Origin of the sequence: Bacillus sp. FDAARGOS_235 (assembly GCF_002073415.2) — a bacterium.
GTDB lineage: Bacteria > Bacillota > Bacilli > Bacillales > Bacillaceae_G > Bacillus_A > Bacillus_A toyonensis.
The window spans coordinates 4,589,150-4,613,966 of the sequence record NZ_CP020437.2 but is presented as its reverse complement, the minus strand read 5'-3'; the positions used below and the strand labels follow the sequence as shown (position 1 = coordinate 4,613,966).

28 protein-coding genes are annotated in these 24,817 nt (G+C 38.1%); 9 read left to right on the top strand and 19 right to left on the bottom strand.

The window, feature by feature from the left end:
• Positions 1-4: 4 nt before the first annotated feature.
• The 6 genes from A6J74_RS30125 to A6J74_RS26150 form a co-directional block, all read right to left on the bottom strand.
• On the bottom strand, positions 5-169 hold the full coding sequence (locus A6J74_RS30125) for a hypothetical protein (RefSeq protein WP_176543022.1): 165 nt from the start codon (positions 167-169) through the stop codon (positions 5-7).
• A 70-nt stretch (positions 170-239) separates the two neighbouring features.
• Positions 240-557, bottom strand: coding sequence for a hypothetical protein (locus A6J74_RS26170; protein WP_141545853.1), 318 nt, complete (start codon positions 555-557; stop codon positions 240-242).
• Positions 547-705, bottom strand: coding sequence for a hypothetical protein (locus tag A6J74_RS30120; RefSeq protein WP_176542664.1), 159 nt, complete (start codon positions 703-705; stop codon positions 547-549). The genes A6J74_RS26170 and A6J74_RS30120 overlap by 11 nt, the downstream gene beginning before the upstream one ends.
• Before the next feature lie 2 nt (positions 706-707).
• Positions 708-974 carry a hypothetical protein gene (locus A6J74_RS26160; protein ID WP_000483547.1) on the bottom strand — a complete coding sequence of 89 codons (267 nt, stop codon included), beginning with the start codon at positions 972-974 and terminating at the stop codon, positions 708-710.
• Positions 975-1,082: 108 nt separating this feature from the next.
• Positions 1,083-1,790: a Rha family transcriptional regulator gene (locus A6J74_RS26155; protein WP_080609642.1), complete on the bottom strand. Its 708-nt coding sequence runs from the start codon at positions 1,788-1,790 to the stop codon at positions 1,083-1,085.
• Positions 1,765-2,034: a helix-turn-helix domain-containing protein gene (locus A6J74_RS26150; RefSeq protein WP_098155543.1), complete on the bottom strand. Its 270-nt coding sequence runs from the start codon at positions 2,032-2,034 to the stop codon at positions 1,765-1,767. Before A6J74_RS26150 ends, A6J74_RS26155 begins: the two co-directional genes overlap by 26 nt.
• A gap of 142 nt (positions 2,035-2,176) precedes the next feature.
• On the opposite strand from A6J74_RS26150, the gene A6J74_RS26145 reads away from it, so the two are divergent.
• Genes A6J74_RS26145 through A6J74_RS26130 form a run of 4 tightly spaced genes read left to right on the top strand, consistent with a single transcriptional unit; the run spans position 2,177 to position 4,454 of the window.
• Positions 2,177-2,641 carry a helix-turn-helix domain-containing protein gene (locus A6J74_RS26145; RefSeq protein ID WP_016126352.1) on the top strand — a complete coding sequence of 155 codons (465 nt, stop codon included), beginning with the start codon at positions 2,177-2,179 and terminating at the stop codon, positions 2,639-2,641.
• 22 nt (positions 2,642-2,663) lie between these two features.
• Positions 2,664-3,092, top strand: a complete 429-nt coding sequence (locus A6J74_RS26140) for an ImmA/IrrE family metallo-endopeptidase (protein ID WP_080609640.1) — start codon at positions 2,664-2,666, stop codon at positions 3,090-3,092.
• Positions 3,093-3,108: 16 nt separating this feature from the next.
• Complete coding sequence (locus A6J74_RS30115) at positions 3,109-3,267, top strand: hypothetical protein (protein ID WP_080609638.1); 159 nt, start codon at positions 3,109-3,111, stop codon at positions 3,265-3,267.
• 41 nt (positions 3,268-3,308) lie between these two features.
• The gene (locus tag A6J74_RS26130; RefSeq protein WP_080609636.1) at positions 3,309-4,454 is read left to right on the top strand and encodes a tyrosine-type recombinase/integrase; all 1,146 of its coding nucleotides are present in this window, start codon (positions 3,309-3,311) and stop codon (positions 4,452-4,454) included.
• A gap of 114 nt (positions 4,455-4,568) precedes the next feature.
• Here A6J74_RS26130 and glnA read toward each other — a convergent pair whose 3' ends face one another.
• The 4 genes from glnA to hflX all read right to left on the bottom strand — a co-directional run bounded on the left by glnA (position 4,569) and on the right by hflX (position 9,054).
• Positions 4,569-5,903, bottom strand: a complete 1,335-nt coding sequence (glnA, locus tag A6J74_RS26125; RefSeq protein WP_000135333.1) for a type I glutamate--ammonia ligase — start codon at positions 5,901-5,903, stop codon at positions 4,569-4,571.
• A 48-nt stretch (positions 5,904-5,951) separates the two neighbouring features.
• Positions 5,952-6,341 carry a transcriptional repressor GlnR gene (gene glnR, locus A6J74_RS26120; protein ID WP_000656783.1) on the bottom strand — a complete coding sequence of 130 codons (390 nt, stop codon included), beginning with the start codon at positions 6,339-6,341 and terminating at the stop codon, positions 5,952-5,954.
• Positions 6,342-6,515: 174 nt separating this feature from the next.
• Positions 6,516-7,787: a methionine gamma-lyase family protein gene (locus A6J74_RS26115; protein ID WP_000460315.1), complete on the bottom strand. Its 1,272-nt coding sequence runs from the start codon at positions 7,785-7,787 to the stop codon at positions 6,516-6,518.
• Positions 7,780-9,054 carry a GTPase HflX gene (gene hflX / locus A6J74_RS26110; RefSeq protein ID WP_000391423.1) on the bottom strand — a complete coding sequence of 425 codons (1,275 nt, stop codon included), beginning with the start codon at positions 9,052-9,054 and terminating at the stop codon, positions 7,780-7,782. The genes A6J74_RS26115 and hflX overlap by 8 nt, the downstream gene beginning before the upstream one ends.
• A gap of 92 nt (positions 9,055-9,146) precedes the next feature.
• On the opposite strand from hflX, the gene A6J74_RS26105 reads away from it, so the two are divergent.
• Entirely contained in the window at positions 9,147-9,770 is a 624-nt protein-coding gene (locus A6J74_RS26105; protein WP_000312260.1) for a trimeric intracellular cation channel family protein, read from the top strand.
• 100 nt (positions 9,771-9,870) lie between these two features.
• On the top strand, positions 9,871-10,008 hold the full coding sequence (locus A6J74_RS30110; protein ID WP_000181509.1) for a hypothetical protein: 138 nt from the start codon (positions 9,871-9,873) through the stop codon (positions 10,006-10,008).
• A 32-nt stretch (positions 10,009-10,040) separates the two neighbouring features.
• Here A6J74_RS30110 and spoVK read toward each other — a convergent pair whose 3' ends face one another.
• A complete protein-coding gene (spoVK, locus tag A6J74_RS26100) occupies positions 10,041-10,997 on the bottom strand; it encodes a stage V sporulation protein K (RefSeq protein WP_000438193.1) in 957 nt (318 codons plus the stop codon).
• A 265-nt stretch (positions 10,998-11,262) separates the two neighbouring features.
• On the opposite strand from spoVK, the gene A6J74_RS26095 reads away from it, so the two are divergent.
• Positions 11,263-12,228: a tyrosine-type recombinase/integrase gene (locus tag A6J74_RS26095; RefSeq protein WP_000450335.1), complete on the top strand. Its 966-nt coding sequence runs from the start codon at positions 11,263-11,265 to the stop codon at positions 12,226-12,228.
• Positions 12,229-12,341: 113 nt separating this feature from the next.
• Complete coding sequence (locus A6J74_RS26090) at positions 12,342-16,094, top strand: Gly-Xaa-Xaa repeat protein (protein ID WP_080609630.1); 3,753 nt, start codon at positions 12,342-12,344, stop codon at positions 16,092-16,094.
• An 80-nt stretch (positions 16,095-16,174) separates the two neighbouring features.
• On the opposite strand, the gene hfq is transcribed toward A6J74_RS26090, so the two are convergent.
• Both hfq and miaA read right to left on the bottom strand, forming a co-directional pair.
• Positions 16,175-16,399: an RNA chaperone Hfq gene (gene hfq / locus A6J74_RS26085; protein WP_000813896.1), complete on the bottom strand. Its 225-nt coding sequence runs from the start codon at positions 16,397-16,399 to the stop codon at positions 16,175-16,177.
• A 21-nt stretch (positions 16,400-16,420) separates the two neighbouring features.
• Positions 16,421-17,374: a tRNA (adenosine(37)-N6)-dimethylallyltransferase MiaA gene (gene miaA / locus A6J74_RS26080; RefSeq protein ID WP_000504365.1), complete on the bottom strand. Its 954-nt coding sequence runs from the start codon at positions 17,372-17,374 to the stop codon at positions 16,421-16,423.
• A gap of 180 nt (positions 17,375-17,554) precedes the next feature.
• Between miaA and A6J74_RS26075 the strand changes: the two genes are divergently transcribed.
• Positions 17,555-17,800: a hypothetical protein gene (locus tag A6J74_RS26075; RefSeq protein WP_000814421.1), complete on the top strand. Its 246-nt coding sequence runs from the start codon at positions 17,555-17,557 to the stop codon at positions 17,798-17,800.
• 62 nt (positions 17,801-17,862) lie between these two features.
• Here A6J74_RS26075 and entD read toward each other — a convergent pair whose 3' ends face one another.
• The 6 genes from entD to A6J74_RS26040 form a co-directional block, all read right to left on the bottom strand.
• A complete protein-coding gene (gene entD, locus A6J74_RS26070) occupies positions 17,863-18,795 on the bottom strand; it encodes a cell wall-binding protein EntD (protein ID WP_000734608.1) in 933 nt (310 codons plus the stop codon).
• A gap of 347 nt (positions 18,796-19,142) precedes the next feature.
• A complete protein-coding gene (locus tag A6J74_RS26060; protein ID WP_000704651.1) occupies positions 19,143-20,999 on the bottom strand; it encodes a PTS fructose transporter subunit IIABC in 1,857 nt (618 codons plus the stop codon).
• A gap of 13 nt (positions 21,000-21,012) precedes the next feature.
• Entirely contained in the window at positions 21,013-21,924 is a 912-nt protein-coding gene (gene pfkB, locus A6J74_RS26055; protein WP_000640839.1) for a 1-phosphofructokinase, read from the bottom strand.
• A complete protein-coding gene (locus A6J74_RS26050; RefSeq protein WP_000957292.1) occupies positions 21,921-22,673 on the bottom strand; it encodes a DeoR/GlpR family DNA-binding transcription regulator in 753 nt (250 codons plus the stop codon). The genes pfkB and A6J74_RS26050 overlap by 4 nt, the downstream gene beginning before the upstream one ends.
• A 158-nt stretch (positions 22,674-22,831) precedes the next feature.
• Entirely contained in the window at positions 22,832-23,995 is a 1,164-nt protein-coding gene (locus A6J74_RS26045) for an iron-containing alcohol dehydrogenase (RefSeq protein ID WP_001179087.1), read from the bottom strand.
• A gap of 117 nt (positions 23,996-24,112) precedes the next feature.
• On the bottom strand, positions 24,113-24,655 hold the full coding sequence (locus A6J74_RS26040) for a DUF420 domain-containing protein (RefSeq protein ID WP_000228316.1): 543 nt from the start codon (positions 24,653-24,655) through the stop codon (positions 24,113-24,115).
• Positions 24,656-24,817: the final 162 nt, after the last annotated feature.

Genomic DNA, 24,817 nt, shown 5'->3' with positions numbered 1-24,817 from the left:
CCTCCTAGAATGGCATACTGCCATACGGTTTATTAGTTAATATGGTAATCACATAATCTATATCTAACTTTCTACAAGTATCTGCTTCCTGTGCGGATATAAGTTTCAAGCTACTTACAGCCTTTTCAACCTGCTTTTGTAGTAATTGATTTTCTATTGGCTCTTCCACGTATTCACCCCATGTGATATACTGACTTCAGATTTGTTTTTAAATGGAACCCATTGCCGTGGGTTTCTTTTTATTTACATAAAACCTTTTGAATAACATCCTCTTTAATGCCAACCTCTCGCATACGCTCTACAACATGCTGAACTCTATTATTTTCTTTCTTTTTAAATATCAATTCCTTTAATTGCTTATCACACTCTTTGGCCTTTTCTCCACATACCTCATACTCTTTACAAGTCTCATAGAATTCTTTTGTTTTACCCTCCACATTTTTCTTACTTGCAATACGAGTTAACAAAAATTGATTCTTTATGTAGTTCTCCTTCTTATTACGTAATGATTTCGCTAACTCAGCATCCTCGGGTAGCACCAAATTTTCAATCCCCACTAGATTCACCTGCCTTTTTAAAAAGAGCATTTAAACATACAAACCTATTCTCAATTAATCGACGCTGCTTTTTATTTGGTAATTTATAATGAGCTAGTAGTCTAAGATAATCTGATACTTTTACATTGTTGTAATCAATTGTAAACATCATTAATCCATCCTTTCCTCTGCCCATTCAACTAAAAATGCTTGTACTTGTTTTGCTGGGAAATACCATTTCTTACCCACTTTGAATTTTGGGAACCTTGGGTCAAAGAAGAACTGATCCTGAATTGTATTCCACGACATACATACACGTTTTTTAAGTTCCTTAGTATCCCAAAATGCTAACTCAGCATCGTACTCTTTAACCTTCTTTTGAATTTCTTCCACACATAATTCCTTCACAACATTTTCGTCTATTTGAACATTGAACATAATTATTCCCTCCTTATTTTTAAAACATTGGTCTCCAACTGTTTATAAAATGCAATCATTTTCCATGAAGAATTACTGAGAACGCAATTTTGCGTTTTCTAAAATCTTTCAAATCATTGGCCTCCAGCCATTTACAAAATTCAAAGCTTCCTCGAAATCCTTCTTCAAAATATCGCGGTAACTATTCACATTGAATGCATCTTTCAAATTACGTCCTAATAATCCGAATAGCTTGCGAGTAGAATCATGTACTTGTCTATCTACATGACCGTTCTCCCATAAAAAATAAATCCGTTTAGCTTTCGTTTTTTCAATTACTCTTTGTTGTCCGTAATCTACAGTTAATTGCTTTTCAACTACCTGCTCTAATGAAGAAACTCTTTTATTTAAGTTACTAGTTCCTGCTGCTATCAACTCGATTTGTCCAAATGTATCCCCAGGAATTCGCATCCTTTTTTCAATGTGTTCTTTCATTCTTTTAAACTCTCGTAAAAACTCTACTTTCATTTTCATTGCCTCTAGAGTCACATAGGACATTGCAACAATTGCAAATGCATCTTCTGTTAATAGGTATTTTTTATACCATTGTTTGTTTTGAGGATGTTGGTAATGGGTCTGCCCAAAGTTGGACTCACCCCAGGTTAGCTCTCCTGCTTCTTTTAATTTCTCTAGCTGTACTTCAATATCACGTACAACATGTTTATGTTCTTTCTCAAACATTTTAGCGATTGTCAAACTATCAGTTACTACCTGCCCATCATTTTCAAAAACTAAAGTATTATGCACCATTTCATTCACTACTGATAATTGATTCATGATAAACCTTCTCTCTATTACCTTTTGGCAATACATCAACAAAAATAAAAAACTTGCAAAAATCCTCACTATTAAAAGCCTTTAAAAGTTGGGCTATAAAGCTATTTCCAGGTTGCCTATCCCCATTAAATACTCGATAAACCGTTGGGGGTGAAACCTCCATACGCTTTGCTAAATCGTAGTTTGACCAGCCTCTTAATTCCATCTCTTTTAGGACCGAATCTTTCTTCAAAGCAATTCTCATTTTTATCACCTCTCAGTTGCCTTATGGCAATATCAACACCAGTGTTGCCAAAAAGCAACGCTTTTTATGTAACAAATAAATTTATTACCTTGTGGCAATAGCCAAAAGGCAATATACTTTAAATTACATTGGAGGGATAGCTATGAATAATACTTTTGGTGAAAAATTAAAGGAGCTACGGGTAAACAAAGGATTAACAGTTAATCAACTTGCCCTTTACTCGGATGTTAGCTCCTCTCAAATATCTCGTATTGAAAATGGAAAGCGAGGAATTCCGAAACCTGAGACAATAAAAAAACTTGCAGAAGCTCTTCAAGTACACTACGAAGAACTTATGGAAGCTGCTGGTTATGTTGAGAAGAATAATGAGACTACTCCAAAACCAATACCTCCTTTATCCGAAAAGGATGAATTAGATATCGCCAAACGAATGGATGAAATAAAAAAGGATCTTCAAAATCAGGATGGCCTAATGTTCTCCGGTGAGCCTATGAGTGAAGAAGCCGTAGAATCTTTATTAGATGCAATGGAATACATCGTGAAACAAACTAAAGTAATCAATAAAAAATACGTTCCTAAGAAATATCGTAATACCGACGATAACTGATGCGAGCTTAGGAGGGAAAACATTGAAATTCGTCATAAGAGATCTAGTCCAACAACTTTGCACAAAATACAACACGAATAACCCCTATGAACTTGCAGATTGTTTAAAAATAAATGTACTAACTTGGGAATTACATGAAGAAATAAACGGATTTTATAAATATGAAAAAAGAAATCGTTTCATTGTTATTAATAGTCATTTGTCTCCATCCATGCAAAGAACTGTTTGTGCGCATGAGTTAGGACATGCAATCCTACACACTCATGCAAACACACCTTTTCTGCGTAAGAATACATTCTTTTCAGTTGATAAATTAGAGATAGAAGCAAATACGTTTGCTGCGCTTTTGTTAATTGATAAAAAGACCATTCAACCTGGTGATACAAAAGCATGTATAGCATACAAAAATAATATTCCAATTGAACTGTTAGAATTTTATAAGCCTTACTAAAAGGAGGTGAGACATTTTGATTATTGATTTAAACGCTGAACGAGAAAAACGAAAGAAATCCATCGTTAAACAAGAAGAAATGACAAAGATACCTATCGTTACAAAAATCTATACAGTAGATGATGAAATAAAATATGAAGTTTCGGGTTATCCCGTGAAGTGGTTAGATGCGTAATCTGGCCATTTTACAATTATAAGGAAAGAGGGAATGTTATAATGGCTAGCTTCAGAAAATTCGGAGATGTTTGGGAATTCCGAGTAAGATTTAAAGACCCTTATACTCAAAAATACAAAGAAAAATCAAAACGTGGATTCAAGACGAAAAAAGAAGCACAACTTGCGGCTGCTGAAGAAGAGAAAAAATTATTAAACGGTTTAGAAGTTGAGATTACTCCTACTTCGTTAAAACATTACCTTAGAGACTGGTTAAAATTATTTAAGCAAGACAATGTAAGGAAAAACACTTTTATCTTGCATGAACGTAACATCGAAAAGCATATCATCCCCTACTTTCAAAACATGAACCTAAAAGAACTCAAACCAATGATGTATCAAAAATTTATTAATTCCTTAACTGATCAGGGATATAGTAAGCGAACTGTTCAGATTATCCACGGCACAATGAACAATGCTATGAAAAAGGCTGTTAGCTTAAAAAAAATCGAAAACAATCCTTGTGAAGAAGTGGTTATTTCAAATAAGAACAATAAAGAAAGAGAAGGGCTAAAGTATATGCGAAGTGAAGACATTACCCTTTTCCTAAAGACTTCTTATCAATACAACTATATTTATTACATCTTTTTCAAAGCACTTCTGAATACTGGTATGCGTAAAGGTGAAGCTGCTGCTTTACAATGGAAAGACATAAATTTAAAAGAACATACTATTACTATTTCTAAAACATTAGATTTTACAGCTAAAACAAAAGAAGAATTATTTGGAGATACAAAGACATTTACTTCTAAACGTACTATCATGATCCCTAAATCATTAGTCGATGAGCTACTCGCACATAAAAAGTGGCAAAATGCTAATAAGCTTGTTTTACAAGATGCGTATGAACATGAATTAGACTTAGTCTTTTCAAGAGTAGATGGAAATTTCTTACCGAAGTCAACATTATTCAATGCATTCTCACGCATACTTAAGAAAGCAAATTTACCTAGACTAGAAATACATTCATTACGACACACCCACGCAGTTCTTTTATTAGAGTCTGGTGCAAGTATGAAATACATTCAAGATCGACTAGGACATAAGAGTATAGAAATCACTGCTAACGTTTACTCTCATATTAGCGACAAAATTAATAAGGATTCTATTTCAGGGTTTGAAGCTTATATGAATAACGTATTGGGGTAAGTTTGATTTTTTTGTGGGTGTTTTGTGGGTGAATTACTCTCCTTTCAAATAAAAGTGTTTTACCCACAAAATAAAAAAACCCTCAACACGTTGTGTGTCAAGGGTTTGAGCCTCTTAGTATAGAGACATATATTGATCGCGTTCCCATTGGTGAACTTGTGTGCGGAAGATATCCCACTCAATCTCTTTTGCTTCGATGAAGTGCTCAAGTAAATGTTCTCCTAGTGCACTGCATACTACTTCATTAGATTGTAATGTAACTAACGCTTGCGCTAATGTTGCTGGTAAGTCAACGATACCTGCTTCTTCGCGCTCTTCTTTTGTCATTACATAGATGTTACGGTCTACTGCAGCTGGTGGAGTTAATTTATTTTTAATTCCGTCAAGACCTGCAGCTAATAATGTAGCCATTACTAAATATGGGTTTGCAGCTGGGTCAACACTACGTACTTCTACGCGTGTACTAATACCACGAGATGCAGGGATACGTACTAATGGGCTACGGTTTTGTGCAGACCATGCTACGTAACAAGGAGCTTCATATCCAGGTACTAAACGTTTGTAAGAGTTTACAGTTGGGTTTGCTACCGCTGTAAATGCTGGTGCATGTTTTAAAATACCTGCGATAAAGTGACGAGCATCATCACTTAATTGTAAATCACCGTTTTGATCGAAGAATACGTTCTCACCATTTTTAAATAGTGATAAGTTACAGTGCATACCTGAACCGTTCACACCGTATAATGGTTTTGGCATAAATGTTGCATGTAAACCATGTTTACGAGCAATTGTTTTTACAACAAGTTTGAATGTTTGAATGTCATCACATGAGCGAATTGCATTTGCATATTTAAAGTCAATTTCGTGTTGACCTGGTGCAACTTCATGGTGAGACGCTTCAATTTCAAAGCCCATTTCTTCAAGCTCAAGAACGATATCACGACGACAGTTTTCCCCTAGATCCATCGGCGCAAGGTCGAAGTATCCACCGTTATCGTTTAATTCTAATGTTGGATTTCCTTTTTCATCAACTTTGAATAGGAAGAATTCTGGCTCTGGTCCAAGATTGAAATCTGAGAATCCTAAAGCTTCCATTTCTTTTAATACACGTTTTAAATTGTTACGTGGATCTCCGTCAAATGGAGCACCATCTGCAGTATAAATATCACAGATTAAACGAGCTACTTTACCTTTTTCAGCTGTCCAAGGGAAAATTACCCAAGTATCTAAATCCGGATATAAATACATATCAGATTCTTCAATACGTACGAAACCTTCAATAGAAGATCCATCAAACATCATTTTGTTATCAAGAGCTTTTGTTAATTGGCTCACTGGAATTTCTACGTTTTTAATTACTCCTAAAAGGTCCGTAAATTGCAGACGGATATACTTTACATTCTCTTCTTTCGCCAAACGGAAAATATCTTCTTTTGTGTACCTAGCCATTATAAATTCCTCCTTAGTCCCTCTAAACACCTTCAGAATCAGTTATCTTTAGTGAAAAAACCTTGAAATGTCACCTTGTCGCAATGAAGTTCGATTAAATCTACCTGTATGTTGTAGTTCATCTCGAAGTATTTTGCGAAGCTCCGTTTTTGAAATTTCTTTCGTTTCTTCTTTTACTTTCACTGCTTCTGTTTGATTTTCTTTCATTAGTAACACTTGCTTAATACCAGCCATATTTAAGCCTTGATCTAATAAATCTTTAATCTCTAACAACTTATCTACATCGTTAAATGAAAATAATCTACGATTCCCCTTTGTACGGGTTGGAGAAACAAGATTGTGCTCTTCATAGTAGCGAATTTGACGTGCAGACAATTGTGTTAAATCCATAACAATACCAATAGGAAACAGCGGGGCAGAACGTCTATCTTCTTTCATTGTTTCAGTTCCTCCTTCGCCTTAACTGCTTCTCATTTTATATTATGTTATGTTTAGTGTCAATAGATGTTAGCTTTTCTTACATGATTTTTTAAAGTTTTTTTCATTCTTTTTTCTAATGGCACAAATCATTACTTTTACACGAAAAAAGCTGCCGAAATCGACAGCTTCCCTTTAAGAAATTGTTAATAATTTTTTTTCGATTAACGCATCAATCGCAGAACAAATTGCAATCTTCACATGAGAATACGTTAATCCACCCTGTACATAAGCAACGTAAGGCGGACGAATTGGGCCATCAGCCGACAATTCAATACTTGCACCTTGAATAAACGTTCCCGCAGCCATAATTACATCATCTTCATAACCCGGCATATAGTTTGCGTACGGAGTGAAATGAGAATTAATCGGAGATGCATATTGAATCGCTTGACAAAAGGCAATCATACGATCTTTATCATCGAATTGAACAGATTGAATTAAGTCCGTTCTTGGCGCATTCCACGCTGGTGACGTGTTCATTCCTAACTTTTCTAAAAATGCCGCTGTAAAGATTGCACCTTTTAGTGCTTGTCCCGCTACATGCGGCGCTAAGAAGAACCCTTGGTACATTTCTTGTAAACTGTATAAAGATGCCCCTGCTTCAGCACCAATCCCTGGAGATGTTAAACGATATGCACATGCTTCAACATATTGTTCTTTCCCAACAATGTAACCACCAGTTTTAACGATTCCACCGCCTGGGTTTTTAATAAGCGAGCCCGCCATTAAATCTGCACCTACATGGCACGGCTCTTGTTCTTCAATAAACTCGCCATAACAGTTGTCAACAAATACAACTACATCAGGTTTAATTTCCTTAACAAACGAAATCATCTCTTTAATTTGAGAAATAGTAAACGACGGACGAGTAGCATATCCCTTTGAGCGCTGAATACCAATCATCTTCGTATTACTATGAATCGCAGCCGCAACAGCTTCAAAGTCCACAAGCCCCTCTTCCGTTAACGAAACTGCGTTATAACCGATATTATATTCTTTAAATGACCCTACACCTTTTCCGCGTACACCAACGATTTCCTCTAACGTATCATACGGTTTCCCCGTTATGTATAGTAGCTCATCTCCCGGACGTAAAATACCAAATAAAGCTGTTGAAATCGCATGAGTCCCCGAAATAATTTGCGGACGAACAAGACCCGCTTCCGCTCCAAATACATCAGCATACACTTTTTCTAATGTGTCACGACCAATATCGTCATATCCATAGCCAGTCGTTGGAATAAAATGCGAGTCACTAATTTTATGTTTACGAAAACTTTCTAATACACGAAATTGATTACTTTCAATCACTTCATCTGCACGTTTATGCACTTCTGTAATTTGACTTTCTACTTCTTTTACAATAGGAGCCATTTTTTCTCCATTTTTTAAACGATCAAACATTATCATTTTCTCCTTCTTCCACTAAAAATCTCTTTAACTGCCCATTATATGGCGAATAGGCAAATATATATCCTGTACAACTATATACAAATTTATCTTCCAGAAATTCCATCTTTGTTAATAGAGTTTCCGTCTTTAATAACGTTAACAACTTACCTTCACTCGGAGGAATCTCCACTTGATATGGATCCATTTCTTCCTTCATTTTCGTTTCTATCGCTTCTTTTATATGTAATAAATCGATTTCTTCAAAAGCACTAGTCATTAAGAAGTCGCTTTTCGGAAACGGAATAAAATTTTGATGTAATGCATCTTTTTTATTGTATAACGTAATAATCGGAATATGATTAATTTCAAGTTCTGACAATAACTTCTTTACCGTTTTCTCATGCCCTACATAGTTTGGATCTGCAGAATCAACAACATGTAAAATAACATCTGCTTCACCAGCTTCTTCTAGTGTTGAACGAAAAGCTGCAATTAACGACGTAGGTAAATCTTGTATAAAACCAACCGTATCAGTTAGCAACACTGTATAACCAGAAGGTAACGGCATCTTCCTTGTTGTCGGATCTAACGTTGCAAACAATAAGTTTTCTTCAAACGTATCCGCCTCCGTTAATCTATTAAATAGCGTCGATTTCCCTGCATTTGTATATCCTATTAATGAAACTTGAAATACTTTATTGTCTTTTCTTCTCTCACGGTATCTTTTTCGATGTTCCACAACAACCGCAAGTTGTTTCTTTATTTCATCAATACGCGATCGAATATGACGACGATCCGTCTCAAGTTTCGTCTCACCCGGCCCTCTTGTTCCAATACCACCACCAAGACGTGATAAAGACAAACCTTGCCCCATTAGACGCGGCATTGTATATTGCAACTGGGCTAACTCCACTTGAAGCTTACCCTCTCTAGACTTCGCACGTTGCGCAAAAATATCTAATATGAGTTGCGTTCGATCGATTACTCTTGCATCTAATACTGAGGATAAATTCCGAATTTGACTCGGCGTTAACTCGTTATTAAATATAATAACATCCGGCTCTAATTCTTCTGTTAACATTGTAAGCTCTTCTAATTTACCTTTACCTATATAAGTCACTGGATGAAACTTCGGTCGTTTTTGCGTTGTTGACACTAACACTTTCGCTCGCGCAGTCTTTGCTAACGATGCAAGTTCTTTCATGGAATGCATAAACTGTTCATCGTCATCTTGCTGTAATTGACAGCCTACTAATATGACTTTTTCTTTTTCTTCCATCAAATATGTTCACTCATCCTTTTCGAAATTTAAACCTTCTAATATAATAGCAGAGGAAGCACATTTCATCTAGTTAGCGGGGGAGAAAATTCATGGCATGGGAGATTTTTAGCATCATAGGCACAATCGCATTCGCACTAAGCGGAGCCATTGTTGCAATGGAAGAGGATTATGACATTTTCGGGGTGTATATTTTAGGAATGGCAACCGCATTTGGGGGAGGTGCCCTTCGTAATTTACTAATCGGTTATCCGATTGTCGCGTTTTGGCAACAAGACATGTTATTCCAAATCGCACTTTTATCAATGACAATTATTTTTCTTTTTCCAAATAAATTAATTAAACATTGGAAAAAATGGGAAAACATTACTGACGCTATCGGCTTATCAGCATTCGCCATACAAGGGGCATTATATGCTCAAAAACTAAATTTACCCATTAGCGCTACAATCGTAGCAGCTGTTTTAACCGGTATTGGCGGCGGGATTATTCGCGATCTTTTAGCCCGTAGAAAACCTCTCGTCCTTCGAGCTGAAGTATATGCTTTTTGGACGATTCTAGCAGGCTTCTTAATTGGGGCTCAAATTATTGTTAGTGATTGGGCTCTTTACACCTTATTCATTTTAATTGTTTGCTTCCGCATGCTTTCTATTCATTACAAATGGCATTTACCGCATCGACGTATCGACACAAACGAACGTTCAATGCATAAATAGCAATTCTAACCTCTTTACATATCGTAAAGAGGTTTTTCTTTTCTAACGATTTTTTCTTTACTTAATGTTTATACTAATTTTTAAAGTGAGGTGAATACAAATGACAAACCACGTTAATAAAGGAGCTCAAAAAAGCTCAGTAAACCAATTTGGGCACGATTCTAATTCAGCACACGAAAAGAGCGCTAAAATGGAACGTTTCCATAAATCTCACCAAGAAAAAGAAAAAAAAGAATAAACGAACATATGCACAAAAAACAGACGCACAGTTTATGTACTGTGCGTCTCCTCTTCCAACATTAAATCAACACTTGATATTCCAATTAAATCATACTTATCATACGTATCTTCTTGCAACAACCGCATAGCCTGTGTACGAATCGATTTTTCAACAATATTCCGTACGTATCGGCCATTACTAAACGATGTAATTTGCGACGAATACTTTACAGCATGTAAATGATCTCTAAATTTCCATTCCGCTTCCTTTGATAACTGGTATTCACGCTCTTCATACATTCTCTTCCCAATTTCCAACAACTGATTTACCGAATAATCCGCAAACTCAATAATAAACGGAAAACGAGATTGCAGTCCTGGATTTAATGAAAGGAAGTGATTCATCTCTCTTGAATACCCAGCCAAAATCAATACAAAACCATGTTGTTTATCCTCCATATGCTTTACGAGCGTATCAATTGCTTCCTTTCCAAAATCCTTCTCTCCACCTCGAGCTAAAGAATACGCCTCATCAATAAACAAAATACCTCCCATTGCTTTTTTTATTAAATCTCTTGTTTTTTGAGCCGTATGGCCAATGTATTCTCCTACAAGATCAGCACGTTCCGCTTCAACTAAATGCCCTTTTGATAGAATATTCATCTCAAACAACAATTTCCCTATCATTCTAGCAACAGTTGTCTTTCCTGTACCTGGATTCCCTTTAAACAACATATGGAGTACTTGCTTCTCAGATTTCAATCCCATTTCTTGTCTTTTTTTATTTACATAAATCCAAGCATATATTTCTTTTATTATCTTTTTTATATCATCCATCCCAACGAGTTTCCCCATCTCTTCTTCAATTCTTTGCAGCATCTCATGTTTAATTGTAGTTTCATTTGAAATTTCCGTTTTATTTTCTGATGCTGGTAAAGAAATTTTCTTTCGATGGTTTAACACAATATTAATTTGATTATTATTTTTCTTTCGCATCGATTGTTCCATACAATCACCTCATTTTATCCCGCAATTTGCAGGCAGTAAGACTCCCACCTCAAAATTCAGCGAATGCGAGGAAGTTAGGCGGGGGATAACTGCCCGTAAATGCCCGATTGGTGTGGGCTGATAATCAGCGGAGGATGAACACCCCCCCACTGATTAAAGTTTCACTTTATCCACTCAACACATATTATTATTCCCGTCCTTCTTACAAATGCCTATTTTCAGAAAAATTTGCTATAATATAAGAAATAATTAAGGTGGTGGGACTATGGAGACAACGGAATTCCATGATACAATACAAGCCTTTTCTATTTTTTTATTGAATAAAGGCCGAAAAACCTCAACCATTAAACGTTATGTTTATGACATTGAAGATTTCGGACATTGGTTAGAAAAAAACAAAAAGCTCCCTTCCAGTAATATATGGGCTACACTTTGTACAAAAGACTACGAAGATTACTTTTCCGACTTAAAAACGAATCGAAACTACTCAGAAAAGACGATGCATCGTGTATTTATTGTACTAAATAGAATGAATCATTTCCTAAACATCCCTAATCCATTAAAGAATATGGAAATTTCCATTCAACCAGATCGCGCACTACGAAATGAAGATTTTATTTCATCTAATGAAGAAAAAAAATTAAAGCGTATCGTCACTTCATTGGAAGGACTATCAGAAAAACAACGTCCTGTACGACCTTTATTGATGGATCGTAATATCACTATTTTAAACCTATTAATTGACTATGGTTTATCCCTACAAGAGCTTACAGCATTAACTATGTATCATGTTCACTTTGAAACTAATACATTATCTATCCCAGCAACCGCAGGAGTAGAAAGAACGATTACATTAACAAAAGAAGACAAAAAGCAATTATACACATACTACAAAAGCATCCCTGAACCCGTTCGTCCAAAATACCATAGTAATGACCCACTGTTTGTCGCATTCGATTTTAACCGCGGAACATACAGATGGGTATACGAAAATGATTCACCGAAGGGATTAACAGAAATCGCTATCCAAAAAATGATTCGCCTTGAAGTAGCTAGAGCTAATTTACGCAAAGGAATCTCAGGGCAACACTTTCGTAACACCTATATTTTAAACTTAATAAAAAAAGAAACGCCGGAATCAGAAATTATAAAACTAGCTGGATTCAAATCAAAAGTTTCACTAAAACGATATTATAAATACGCAGAAAATAGAAAAAACGCCTTATTGTAAGGCGTTTTTTCTATTTTTTCTTTAAACAAACGATTTTATTATGACCATTTAACTAATTTTTGCATCTACTATGATGAGTTTCATTCACATTCTCATTAGAAAGGAGCGATTTAATGTCTCGTTATGACGACAGTCAAAACAAATTCTCCAAACCATGCTTTCCAAGTAGTGCCGGACGAATCTCAAACACACCATCCATCCCAATTTCTAAAGCACAAATTAGAACATTTCGAGCGATTATTAACGATTTAATTAAAATAATTCCAAAACTTTTCGCTAATCCATCCCCTAAAAACATCGAAGATTTAATTGATACATTAAACCTACTAAGTAAGTTCATCTGTTCGCTAGACGCTACTTCCTCCCTGAAAGCGCAAGGATTAGCTATTATAAAAAACTTAATAACTATATTAAGAAATCCAACCTTCGTAGCAAGTGCTGTATTTGTTGAACTCCAAATTTTAATTAATTATTTACTTTACATTACAAAGTTATTCCGAATCGATCATTGTACACTCCAAGAACTCCTTAAATTAATTGCAGAGTTACAAACTACTCTAGTTAATTCAGCTTCGTTCGGCAGAGGGCCTACTGGACCTACTGGACCTCGAGGTAACACGGGCTCTACCGGTGCTACCGGTGCCACGGGCGCTACTGGACCTCAAGGTGTTCAAGGTAACACTGGGGCTACTGGTGCTACCGGTGCCACGGGCGCTACTGGACCTCAAGGTGTTCAAGGTAACACTGGGGCTACTGGGGCTACTGGTGCTACCGGTGCCACTGGCGCTACTGGACCTCAAGGCGTTCAAGGTAACACTGGCGCTACTGGACCTCAAGGCGCTCAAGGTAACACTGGTGCCACGGGTGCTACTGGACCTCAAGGTAACACAGGGGCTACTGGGGCTACTGGTGCCACTGGACCTCAAGGTAACACAGGGGCTACTGGCGCTACTGGTGCCACTGGACCTCAAGGTGTTCAAGGTAACACTGGTGCCACGGGTGCTACTGGACCTCAAGGTAACACAGGGGCTACTGGTGCCACTGGACCTCAAGGTGTTCAAGGTAACACTGGGGCTACTGGTGCTACTGGACCTCAAGGTAACACAGGGGCTACTGGCGCTACTGGTGCCACTGGACCTCAAGGTGTTCAAGGTAACACTGGGGCTACTGGTGCCACGGGCGCTACTGGACCTCAAGGCGTTCAAGGTAACACTGGTGCTACTGGTGCCACTGGACCTCAAGGTATTCAAGGTAACACGGGGGCTACCGGTGCCACTGGCGCTACTGGACCTCAAGGCGTTCAAGGTAACACGGGGGCTACCGGTGCCACTGGCGCTACTGGACCTCAAGGCGTTCAAGGTAACACTGGTGCCACGGGTGCTACTGGACCTCAAGGTGTTCAAGGTAACACTGGGGCTACTGGTGCCACTGGCGCTACTGGACCTCAAGGCGTTCAAGGTAACACTGGGGCTACTGGTGCTACCGGTGCCACGGGCGCTACTGGACCTCAAGGTGTTCAAGGTAACACAGGGGCTACTGGTGCCACGGGCGCTACCGGACCTCAAGGCGTTCAAGGTAACACTGGTGCTACTGGTGCTACTGGTGCCACTGGACCTCAAGGTATTCAAGGTAACACGGGGGCTACCGGTGCCACGGGCGCTACTGGACCTCAAGGCGTTCAAGGTAACACGGGGGCTACCGGTGCCACGGGCGCTACTGGACCTCAAGGCGTTCAAGGTAACACTGGTGCCACGGGGGCTACTGGACCTCAAGGTGTTCAAGGTAACACTGGGGCTACTGGTGCCACTGGCGCTACTGGACCTCAAGGCGTTCAAGGTAACACTGGGGCTACTGGTGCTACCGGTGCCACGGGCGCTACTGGACCTCAAGGTGTTCAAGGTAACACAGGGGCTACTGGTGCCACTGGCGCTACCGGACCTCAAGGCGTTCAAGGTAACACTGGTGCTACTGGTGCTACTGGTGCCACTGGACCTCAAGGTATTCAAGGTAACACGGGGGCTACCGGTGCCACTGGCGCTACTGGACCTCAAGGCGTTCAAGGTAACACGGGGGCTACCGGTGCCACTGGCGCTACTGGACCTCAAGGCGTTCAAGGTAACACAGGTGCCACGGGTGCTACTGGACCTCAAGGTGTTCAAGGTAACACAGGGGCTACTGGCGCTACTGGTGCCACTGGACCTCAAGGTGTTCAAGGTAACACAGGGGCTACTGGTGCCACTGGCGCTACTGGACCTCAAGGTGTTCAAGGTAACACAGGGGCCACGGGTGCTACTGGACCTCAAGGTGTTCAAGGTAACACAGGGGCTACTGGCGCTACTGGTGCCACTGGACCTCAAGGTGTTCAAGGTAACACAGGGGCTACTGGTGCCACTGGCGCTACTGGACCTCAAGGTGTTCAAGGTAACACAGGTGCCACGGGTGCTACTGGACCTCAAGGTGTTCAAGGTAACACTGGGGCTACTGGTGCCACTGGCGCTACTGGACCTCAAGGCGTTCAAGGTAACACTGGGGCTACTGGTGCTACTGGGGCTACTGGGGCTACTGGGGCTACCGGTGCCACTGGCGCTACTGGACCTCAAGGCGTTCAAGGTAACACAGGTGCTACTGGTGCCACTGGCGCTACTGGACCTCAAGGTGTTCAAGGTAACACTGGTGCCACGGGTGCTACTGGACCTCAAGGTAACACAGGGGCTACTGGCGCTACTGGTGCCACTGGACCTCAAGGTAACACAGGGGCTACTGGCGCTACTGGTATAGGAGTTACCGGACCTACTGGACCTTCTGGTGGACCTACTGGACCTACTGGACCTACTGGACCTACTGGACCTCAAGGTGTTCAAGGTAACACGGGGGCTACCGGACCTCAAGGTGCTCAAGGTAACACAGGCGCTACCGGACCTCAAGGTGCTCAAGGTAACACAGGCGCTACCGGGCCTCAAGGTATTCAAGGTAACACGGGTGCTACTGGTGCCACGGGGCCTCAAGGCGCTCAAGGTAACACAGGCGCTACTGGCGCTACCGGACCTCAAGGCGTTCAAGGTAACACAGGTGCTACTGGTGCTACCGGACCTCAAGGCGCTCAAGGTAACACAGGCGCTACTGGCGCTACCGGACCTCAAGGCGTTCAAGGTAACACGGGCGCTACTGGACCTCAAGGCGTTCAAGGTAACACAGGTGCTACTGGTGCTACCGGACCTCAAGGCGCTCAAGGTAACACAGGCGCTACTGGCGCTACCGGACCTCAAGGCGTTCAAGGTAACACAGGTGCTACTGGTGCTACCGGACCTCAAGGCGTTCAAGGTAACACAGGTGCTACTGGTGCTACCGGACCTCAAGGTGTTCAAGGTATCCAAGGACCAACGGGTGCCACTGGCGCTACTGGTATAGGAGTTACTGGACCAACCGGACCTTCTGGCGGACCTACTGGGCCTACTGGACCTACTGGACCTAGCTTCCCTGTAGCAACAATTGTTGTAACAAATAACATTCAACAAACAGTACTGCAATTTAATAACTTTATTTTTAGTACTGCAATTAACGTAAACAATATGATCTTTAACGGCACAAATACAGTTACTGTTATTAACGCTGGCATTTATGTAATTAGCGTATCCATCGCTACAACTGCGCCAGGATGTGCTCCACTTGGAGTAGGAATTTCAATTAATGGAGCAGTCGCAACTGACAACTTCTCTTCAAGTTTAATAGGTGACTCACTTTCATTTACTACAATTGAAACGTTAGCAGCTGGTGCAAACATCTCTGTCCAATCTACTCTTAACGAGATTACGATCCCTGCAACAGGAAATACTAACATTCGCCTTACTGTATTTAGAATCGCTTAAATTTCACTATGTATTGTTTATGACAAATAAAAAAAGAGCGAGAAACTCGCTCTTTTTTTGTTATGTACAATAATTCATTACTACTCTAATTCAATCGAAACATTTTTTTGTGGTACGAATGTAGAAATTGCATGTTTATAAATAAGCTGTTGCTTACCTTCTGTTTCCAGTAGGACTGTAAAATTATCAAATCCTTTAATTAATCCACGAAGCTGGAAACCATTTAATAAGTACAGCGTAACAAACGTATTTTCTTTACGGAGTTGATTTAAAAACTGATCTTGAATATTGATTGATTGCTTCATGTCGAATCCTCCTCTTTTTCTCTACTTACTATTATTCGACTTTAGTTGTAACTTTCCTTCTATGTATCGTAAAATTTCTGACGTTTTTTCACCATCTGTAACATCAAACCATGTGACATCCATTTTATTACGGAACCACGTTAATTGACGTTTTGCATAACGACGTGAATTCGTCTTTAATTGTGATACCGCTTCTTCTAAAGAGACACGATTCTCAAAATAATCATATACCTCTTTATACCCAATCGCTTGAATAGATTGACAATCTCTTATCCCACGATTATACAGCCCTTCTACTTCCTCTAATAAACCTTGTTCCATCATTAAATCCACTCGTAAGTTAATGCGATCGTATAGCATTTCTCGATCCATTGTCAAGCCAATTAATGAAACATCATATAATAACTCGTTTTCTTGTTTTTCGAGTTGATCACTCATTTTTTCGCCCGTCGTGTGGAAAATTTCTAACGCCCGAATGACACGACGCACATTATTAGCATGAATACGCTCCGCGCTTTCTGGATCTACTTCTTGCAATTTTTCATGTACATATTCCACACCACGTTCTTGAGCTAGCTTTTCCATTTGCTCTCGGTATATAGCATCACCAGCATCATCTGTAAACTGATAATCGAATAAAACTGATTGTATATAAAGACCGGTTCCACCAACAATAATCGGTAATTTACCCCGCTCTGTAATTTCTCGAATATGTTTACGAACACGTTCTTGAAATTCTGCGACAGAAAATGAATCTTCCGGATCTTTTATATCGACCATATAATGTGGAATTCCGTCCATCTCTTCTTTTGTCACCTTTGCTGTTCCAATGTCCATCGTGCGATAAATCTGCATGGAATCTCCACTTATAATTTCACCATTCAACGCTTTGGCAAGGTCAATACTTAACTTCGTCTTTCCAACAGCAGTTGGTCCAATGATGACAGCAACCTTTTCGCGTTGCATTTCTCCCATATCATTCAACTCTCTTTATGTAATATACTCCATCTATTGATTATATCCAATCTTAACAATTTTAACGGTACGATTGCAAGTTCTTTCATTCTGGTACATGAAATTTCATATAAAAAAGAACATAGTTTGTCCAATTCTGCATACACATGATAAAAATAGCTTTGAGAGGATGAGTTGACTATGAAACAATCTACCATCAATTTTTCATCTTTAACAAAAGACCTTATTTTAGCCACTGCTACAAAAGAACAAAACTGTTCACAAGAAGAATTATACTTCGCTCTAAATTGTTTGCTACGTTCTTTTCATTCTACGCTCCAAGAAACAACATTACATCCAGAAAATAAAAATACAGAGTATATGCAGACTCAATTTTGCAGTGCATATAAAATTCTTACAGGTACAACTATTTATCCCTTTCAATAATCCATAAAAAGCGGTTGCTTGAAAATATGTAAGCAACCGCTTTTTAAATTAATACATATACACTATTGTATAACTTTCACTTTTACAGACTTACGGCCCCAGCTATTAGCACTACCATCTGAGCCCACTAATACATCAATACGATTTCCTTTAATAGCACCACCAGTATCTCCAGCAATCGCTTCTCCATATCCTTCTACCCATACTTTCGATCCAAGTGGAATTACCTTTGGATCAACAGCAATTACTTTCATATTTGGATTCGCTGTTAAATCATGCCCCATTGCAGTTAATACACGACCACCATACGTACCATTCTCACTTGGATTTGCTGTATACGCCGTCGCTTCTACTGTTATTTCACGTCCACCAGCAGGGGCACTTGTTTGAGTAGATTTCGCAACTTGTTTCGTAGTTGACTGCTGTTTTACCACAGGTTTATTTGATTCTACATTCTTAACAGACTCTTTGCTCTTAACTGCTTTATTATTTTTAACCGGCGTATTTACTCTTTCCGGCACTTCTTCTTGCGTTACAACTTCTTTCTTTTCAATTACCGGTGCCGTCCCTGTTAAAAATGGCACGTGAACATATGCAACTTTTCCATTGTAGTCGAATTGTAACCATTCATTTTGAACTTGATTTGTCGTTTCAATCAAATCATTTTTATTAAATTTACCAAGAATTTCAGAGTCAGTATTCGCTCCAGCACGAATATTTAATACATTCGCAGTTACATAATACGTACTTTTAGTAAATTCAGCACTTACAAATGCTTCTTTACCGTCTAATTTAATTTTCGACCATCCGTTTTCTGTATTTATAACATCTAATTTATTTCCACTTAACATTTTACCTACAAGCTTTGACTCTACATTTGGGTTTTCTCTCACATTTAATACGTCTGTTGTTACAATCGTTTCTGCTTTCGCAGAACCTGCAAAAATCCCAAGACCAAAAACTGCCGCTGTTGCTATACCTAATAATTTTTTCATGAATAGCCTCCATTTGCTTTGTTTTCGTATTTTCATTATAGCAACAGATTTTTTAGTTTTTTAGAAATCACACAATTACAAAGCATTCGTAATATACGATTAACGAGTTGTAACATAAATTTCCATATTAATAAAATGCCTTTTCAATAGAAACCCCAATATTTTTCATATATTTTCCACATACAAGCATGAAAATTTTTTTCCAAAAAAAATTACAGTATTACTGTTTTGTTACAAAAAAACCATATTCCATTACATCTTTACCATAAAACATCATTCTCCAATTATTAATCTCTTTTTTTGTAATAAAAAAGAGTAACTTATAGTAGCTACTCCTTTTTCATTTGTTATTTAACTTTCTTTTTCCAAATTCCCATCATAAGAGCAGAAATAGCTGTCCCTACTAGTATAGAGAAAATATATAGCAACGGTTTATTTACTAATGCTATAACAAATAACCCACCATGTGGTGCCGGTAATGTAATTTGGAATAACATAGATAACGCGCCTGCAATACTTGAACCAACAACACAACTTACAATTACTCGAATCGGATCTGCAGCTGCAAATGGAATTGCACCTTCTGTAATAAACGATGCTCCCATAATATAATTTGTTAAACCAGATTTACGTTCCGCTTCTGTAAACTTTGTTTTAAAGAATGTAGTTGCAAATGCAATTGCAAGTGGCGGTACCATACCACCAGCCATAACAGCAGAGTGAACTCCAAAGTTCTGCGCTTCTATTGCAGCAATACCAAATGTAAATGCGGCTTTATTAATTGGACCACCCATATCGATTGCCATCATACCACCTAAAATAAGACCTAGTAATATAGCATTTGTACCGTTCAAACCATTTAACCATCCTGTTAACATTTCATTCAATGCTACTACAGGTGGATTTACTACTTTTTGCATTACAACTCCTGTAATTAACAATCCAAAGACTGGATATAACAAAACAGGTTTAATTCCTTCTAACTGCGCTGGTAATCCTGAAAATAATCTTTTCAATCCTAAAACAACATATCCAGCTAAGAAACCAGCAATTAATCCACCTAAAAACCCAGCATTCGCATGTGCCGCTAAAAATCCTCCGACAACACCAGGCATAAAACCAGGACGATCAGCAATAGAACTCGCAATAAATCCAGCTAAAATTGGTACAAGGAATAAAAACGCCCCTGTTTTTCCTCCACCAATAGACATGAACAATTCAGCTAATGGACCTTCCGCCTTTATACCACCAAACGAAAACGCTAGCGCTATTAAAATTCCACCGCCAACAACAAACGGAAGCATATTACTTACACCGCTCATTAAATGCTTATAAATTCCTAATCCTTTTTCCTTCTCTATACTCTCTGACTTCCCATTCTCTTTTACACCTTTAAAGATTGGTGCATCTTGTTTGACAGCTCGATTAAGAAGCTTTTCCGTTTTTCTAATCCCATCAGCTACTGGCACTTGAATGACATGTTTTCCAGCAAAACGATTCACTTCTACTTGTTTATCTGCCGCAACGATAATGGCCGTTGCACGTTCAATGTCCTCTTTCGTTAAACCGTTTTTTATACCTGTTGATCCGTTCGTTTCAACTTTAATCGCAATCCCTAACTCTGCCGCTTTCGCTTTCAAACTATCAGCAGCCATATATGTGTGAGCGATTCCAGTCGGACAAGCTGTAACAGCTAATACGTATGGTTCATCCCCTTCTGGTTTCGCTACTTCAACTTCTTCTTCTTTTTCATTCTCTTTTTCATCAAATAAGCGAAGAAGCTCCTCTTCATCCTTCGCTTCTAATAATTGCTTGCGAAAGCCTTCATCCATTAATAATGTAGAAAGACGGGACAACGTTTCTAAATGTGTATTATTCGCTCCTTCACTTGCAGCAATCATAAAGAATAAATGTGCAGGCTGTCCGTCAAGCGATTCATAATTGATACCGCTTACACTTCTACCAAAACAAATCGCCGGTTGCTTAACAGCCTTCGTCTTCGCATGAGGTATGGCAATGCCTTCCCCAATTCCAGTCGTACTTTGGGACTCCCGCTTTAAAATAGCTTCTTTAAATTCCGTTTTACTATTTAAACGATTTGCCCCACTTAATTTCTCAACTAATTCATCTATGACAGCTTCTTTATTTGAAGCTGTCAAATTCATAATGACTGTATCCCTTTTTAATAGTTCTGTAATTTTCATATGTTACTTCCCCCTATCGCTTAACTACAATTACTTGCGACAATAATTCTTCTACTTTTTCCTTTTTACATAAATCTGCCGAAAATGCTGTTGCACTCCCTGTTGCAACGCCATATTGGAATGCCTTTTCAATTTCTTTTGTCTGTTCGTATTTACCTACAAATCCAGCAACGAGAGAATCTCCTGCCCCAACTGAATTAATAACAACACCTTTTGGAACAGTTGCTTCATATATACCTTCTGCCGTAAATAATAAAGCTCCATCTCCGGCCATTGATACAATAACGTTCTCTACACCTTGTTCGACTAATTTTCTTCCATACGGTAAAATCTCTTCTACCGTTGAAAGCTCCACTCCAAATAACTCACCAAGTTCATGATGATTTGGCTTTATTAAAAATGGCTTATTTTTAATTACATGTTGCAGTGCACTTCCACTTGCATCTACTACTACACGAATACCTTTTTCAGCTCCAAACGCAGCAATTGATTCATAAAAGGTATTTTGAATAGAAGCCGGTATACTTCCAGCAAGTACAACACAATCTTCACGTTGCATACTTTCAATTTTTTTCATCAATTGTCCAAACTGTTCTTTTGTCACAATAGGACCTTGTCCATTTAATTCTGTTTCTTCTTCCCCTTTTATTTTTACATTAATTCTAGTATCTTCATCTACTTGGACGAAATTTGTTGTTACACCTTCATCATGTAATACATCTTGAATAAACTGACCAGTAAATCCACCAGTAAATCCAAGTGCAACATTTTCAACACCTAAACGATGAAGAACGCGAGAAACATTAATCCCTTTTCCTCCAGGGAACTTCATATCTTTCTCTGCCCGATTTACTGTGCCTAAATCGAAAGAATTAACTTGTACTACATAATCAATAGATGGGTTTAAAGTAACTGTATAGATCATTGTTTATCAGCCTCAATTACATTGGTTTGTCTTTTATATTTTTCTAAATCCATTTCTAAATGGTTTGTAATAATATTTGCATCTTCAACATTGGCAATTTTCGCAAACGCAACTTCTGAAAACTTACTTTCATCAATTAAGAAATACCCTTCGTTCGCTAATGTTAATGCCATTTGTTTTAAAAGCGCTTCTTCTGGATCTGGTGTTGTAAAACCAAACTGTTCATGTACGCCATTCGCTCCTAAAAAACATTTATCAAAGCGATACTTCTGCATACTTTCCTGTGCCATCGCACCAATTAAAGCCTTCGTCCTACTCTTCATCATTCCGCCTAGTAAATACGCACGAATATTATTTTCAACTAAAGCTTCAATATGCATAAGTCCATTCGTCACGACAGTAACATCTTTATTTATTAGAAATGGAATCATTTCAAATGTTGTACTTCCTGCATCTAAATAAATACAATCCCCTTGTTCCACAATAGTAGCTGCATACTTAGCAATTTGATGTTTTATTTGAATGTTTTTGGATGATTTTTCAGTCATCGTTGGCTCCTGTCCCTTTGCTGTTAAAACAGAGGCACCACCATGAACTCTTTTTAATAACCTTTGTTTTTCTAATTGTGCTAAATCACGACGAATTGTTGATTCAGAGCTTTCTGTTCTTTCAACTAATTGCTGTAATTTAACTACTTTCTGTTCTTTTACAAGTTGCAATATCATTTGATGACGTTCAGGAGTTAACATTTTACTCACCTCTTCTTTGATTACAGTATAATGAAAACGATCACAAAAATCAACCATATACATTCATAAATAATCAAAAACAATCAAAAACAGTTATAGACAACAAAAAAGAAACCCATTTGATTGTTATATCAAATGGGTTTCTTTTCTCGATTCACTTATAAAGAAGCTTTATATATGTTTAAAACATCATCTTTATTTAATTTTTTAAAGTTACCAAATTCACCATAAGCCATCGCTTTATCCGCCATTAAATCAATTTCATTTTCTCCAATAGTATAATCAGATAATGCTACTGGCGCCTCAATTGAAGTCCAAAATTGACGCAGTGCCTCAATTCCTTCTAACACCACTTCTTTATCTGTTTTGCCATCTGTTTCTATATCAAATACACGAATAGCGAACTGTTTAAAACGACTTACATTTTCATCTATAACATGCTTCATCCAATTCGGGAATAGAATTGCAAGGCCGCCGCCGTGTGGTATGTCATGAACAGCAGAAACTGCATGCTCAATATTATGAGTTGCCCAGTCTCCTTTTACTCCCATTGCTAAAATGCCGTTTAACGCCATAGTACCGCAATATAAAATTGTTTCCCTATGCTCATAATTTTCTAGATCACTTAAAAGCTTAGGAGCTGTTTCAATTACTGTTCTTAAAACAGATTCACAATAACGATCTTGTAGTTCTGTATTTGTTCCATGATGGAAATATTGCTCTAATACGTGTGACATAATATCTACCATACCGTAAATTGTTTGATCTTTCGGTACAGACGCAGTATGAACTGGATCTAAGATTGAAAACTGCGGGAAAGTAACCGGGCTACCCCAGCCGTATTTTTCATTCGTTTCCCAGTTTGTAATTACCGAGCCTGCATTCATTTCAGATCCTGTTGCTGCAAGAGTAAGTACAGTACCAAATGGTAATGCCTCGCTAGCAAATGCTTTTTTCGTTACAATATCCCATACATCTCCATCGTACTTACTACCAGCGGCAATCGCTTTCGTACAGTCGATTACACTTCCTCCACCAACTGCTAAAATAAATTCGACACCATTTTCTTTACAAATTTGAATCCCTTTTTTTACTGTTGATACACGAGGATTCGGTTCAACACCAGTCAATTCAAATACTTCCGCATTTATATCTTTTAAAATAGAAATTACATTATCATATATACCGTTTCTTTTAATGCTGCCTCCTCCATATACGAGAAGAACTTTTTTACCGAACTGTGGAATTTCAGTTTTTAACTGCTCTAATTGTCCTTTACCGAAAATAAGTTTTGTCGGATTACGAAATACAAAATTTTGCATATCTTTTTACCATCCCTTCTATTTAAAAAGCAACTATACTTTTGTATACCATATTTTTTTCATTTCACAAAAATATTTGCTTAACAAAAAAATCCCAGCCTTTAGGGCTGAGATTTTTTATTGATAATAAGGTGAGATCATTAAGTAAACAATAACACCAGATAGACTTACATATAGCCAAATTGGCATCGTCCATCGTACAATTTTACGGTGACGTGTTAATTGATTCGTAAAACCAAATACAAGTGCGAACAATGCAAGTGGTACAATAATTGCCGCAAGGATAATATGTGTAATTAAAATGATGAAGTACACATATTTAATAAATCCTTCCCCGCCAAAATGTGTTGCTGGCGCCAAGTAATGATACGATAAATACGAAACACAGAATAGCAAAGTCGTCGTGAATGCCGCAAGAATGAAACCACGGTGCATTTTCACATTCTTTTTAATAATAGAGTATAAAGCTGCTAATAAGAATACGAACGTAAAGCTATTAAAAATTGCATTTAACATTGGTAAAATCGTTACATCAAAATGTACTTCTCCTTCATAGCCAACAGGTCCAAAGAACAAAAATAAAATAATCGCATTTACAATTACAGAAAGCGTTATCACAATAGGAGCATAGCTTTTCTGATTTGTTGATTGATCCACCAAAATGGTCACTCCCTCTTCCTTCAAATATGTATACGTAACCTCACTATTTTAACATATTATTCACAGTGTAAATGTGACAATAGTTTGACACAGTAAGACAAGACAAAGAAAAAAATCCTTCTTAATAAAACTTCTTAAGAAGGATTTTATCGCTTTATTATT

Coding starts and splice junctions, on each gene's coding strand:
- A6J74_RS30120 (WP_176542664.1), bottom strand. CDS start 705: ATGTTTACAATTGATTACAACAATGTAAAAGTATCAGATTATCTTAGA.
- A6J74_RS26160 (WP_000483547.1), bottom strand. CDS start 974: ATGTTCAATGTTCAAATAGACGAAAATGTTGTGAAGGAATTATGTGTG.
- A6J74_RS26155 (WP_080609642.1), bottom strand. CDS start 1,790: ATGAATCAATTATCAGTAGTGAATGAAATGGTGCATAATACTTTAGTT.
- A6J74_RS26150 (WP_098155543.1), bottom strand. CDS start 2,034: ATGAGAATTGCTTTGAAGAAAGATTCGGTCCTAAAAGAGATGGAATTA.
- A6J74_RS26145 (WP_016126352.1), top strand. CDS start 2,177: ATGAATAATACTTTTGGTGAAAAATTAAAGGAGCTACGGGTAAACAAA.
- A6J74_RS26130 (WP_080609636.1), top strand. CDS start 3,309: ATGGCTAGCTTCAGAAAATTCGGAGATGTTTGGGAATTCCGAGTAAGA.
- glnA (WP_000135333.1), bottom strand. CDS start 5,903: ATGGCTAGGTACACAAAAGAAGATATTTTCCGTTTGGCGAAAGAAGAG.
- glnR (WP_000656783.1), bottom strand. CDS start 6,341: ATGAAAGAAGATAGACGTTCTGCCCCGCTGTTTCCTATTGGTATTGTT.
- A6J74_RS26115 (WP_000460315.1), bottom strand. CDS start 7,787: ATGTTTGATCGTTTAAAAAATGGAGAAAAAATGGCTCCTATTGTAAAA.
- hflX (WP_000391423.1), bottom strand. CDS start 9,054: ATGGAAGAAAAAGAAAAAGTCATATTAGTAGGCTGTCAATTACAGCAA.
- A6J74_RS26105 (WP_000312260.1), top strand. CDS start 9,147: ATGGCATGGGAGATTTTTAGCATCATAGGCACAATCGCATTCGCACTA.
- A6J74_RS30110 (WP_000181509.1), top strand. CDS start 9,871: ATGACAAACCACGTTAATAAAGGAGCTCAAAAAAGCTCAGTAAACCAA.
- spoVK (WP_000438193.1), bottom strand. CDS start 10,997: ATGGAACAATCGATGCGAAAGAAAAATAATAATCAAATTAATATTGTG.
- A6J74_RS26095 (WP_000450335.1), top strand. CDS start 11,263: ATGGAGACAACGGAATTCCATGATACAATACAAGCCTTTTCTATTTTT.
- A6J74_RS26090 (WP_080609630.1), top strand. CDS start 12,342: ATGTCTCGTTATGACGACAGTCAAAACAAATTCTCCAAACCATGCTTT.
- hfq (WP_000813896.1), bottom strand. CDS start 16,399: ATGAAGCAATCAATCAATATTCAAGATCAGTTTTTAAATCAACTCCGT.
- miaA (WP_000504365.1), bottom strand. CDS start 17,374: ATGGGAGAAATGCAACGCGAAAAGGTTGCTGTCATCATTGGACCAACT.
- A6J74_RS26075 (WP_000814421.1), top strand. CDS start 17,555: ATGAAACAATCTACCATCAATTTTTCATCTTTAACAAAAGACCTTATT.
- entD (WP_000734608.1), bottom strand. CDS start 18,795: ATGAAAAAATTATTAGGTATAGCAACAGCGGCAGTTTTTGGTCTTGGG.
- A6J74_RS26060 (WP_000704651.1), bottom strand. CDS start 20,999: ATGAAAATTACAGAACTATTAAAAAGGGATACAGTCATTATGAATTTG.
- pfkB (WP_000640839.1), bottom strand. CDS start 21,924: ATGATCTATACAGTTACTTTAAACCCATCTATTGATTATGTAGTACAA.
- A6J74_RS26050 (WP_000957292.1), bottom strand. CDS start 22,673: ATGTTAACTCCTGAACGTCATCAAATGATATTGCAACTTGTAAAAGAA.
- A6J74_RS26045 (WP_001179087.1), bottom strand. CDS start 23,995: ATGCAAAATTTTGTATTTCGTAATCCGACAAAACTTATTTTCGGTAAA.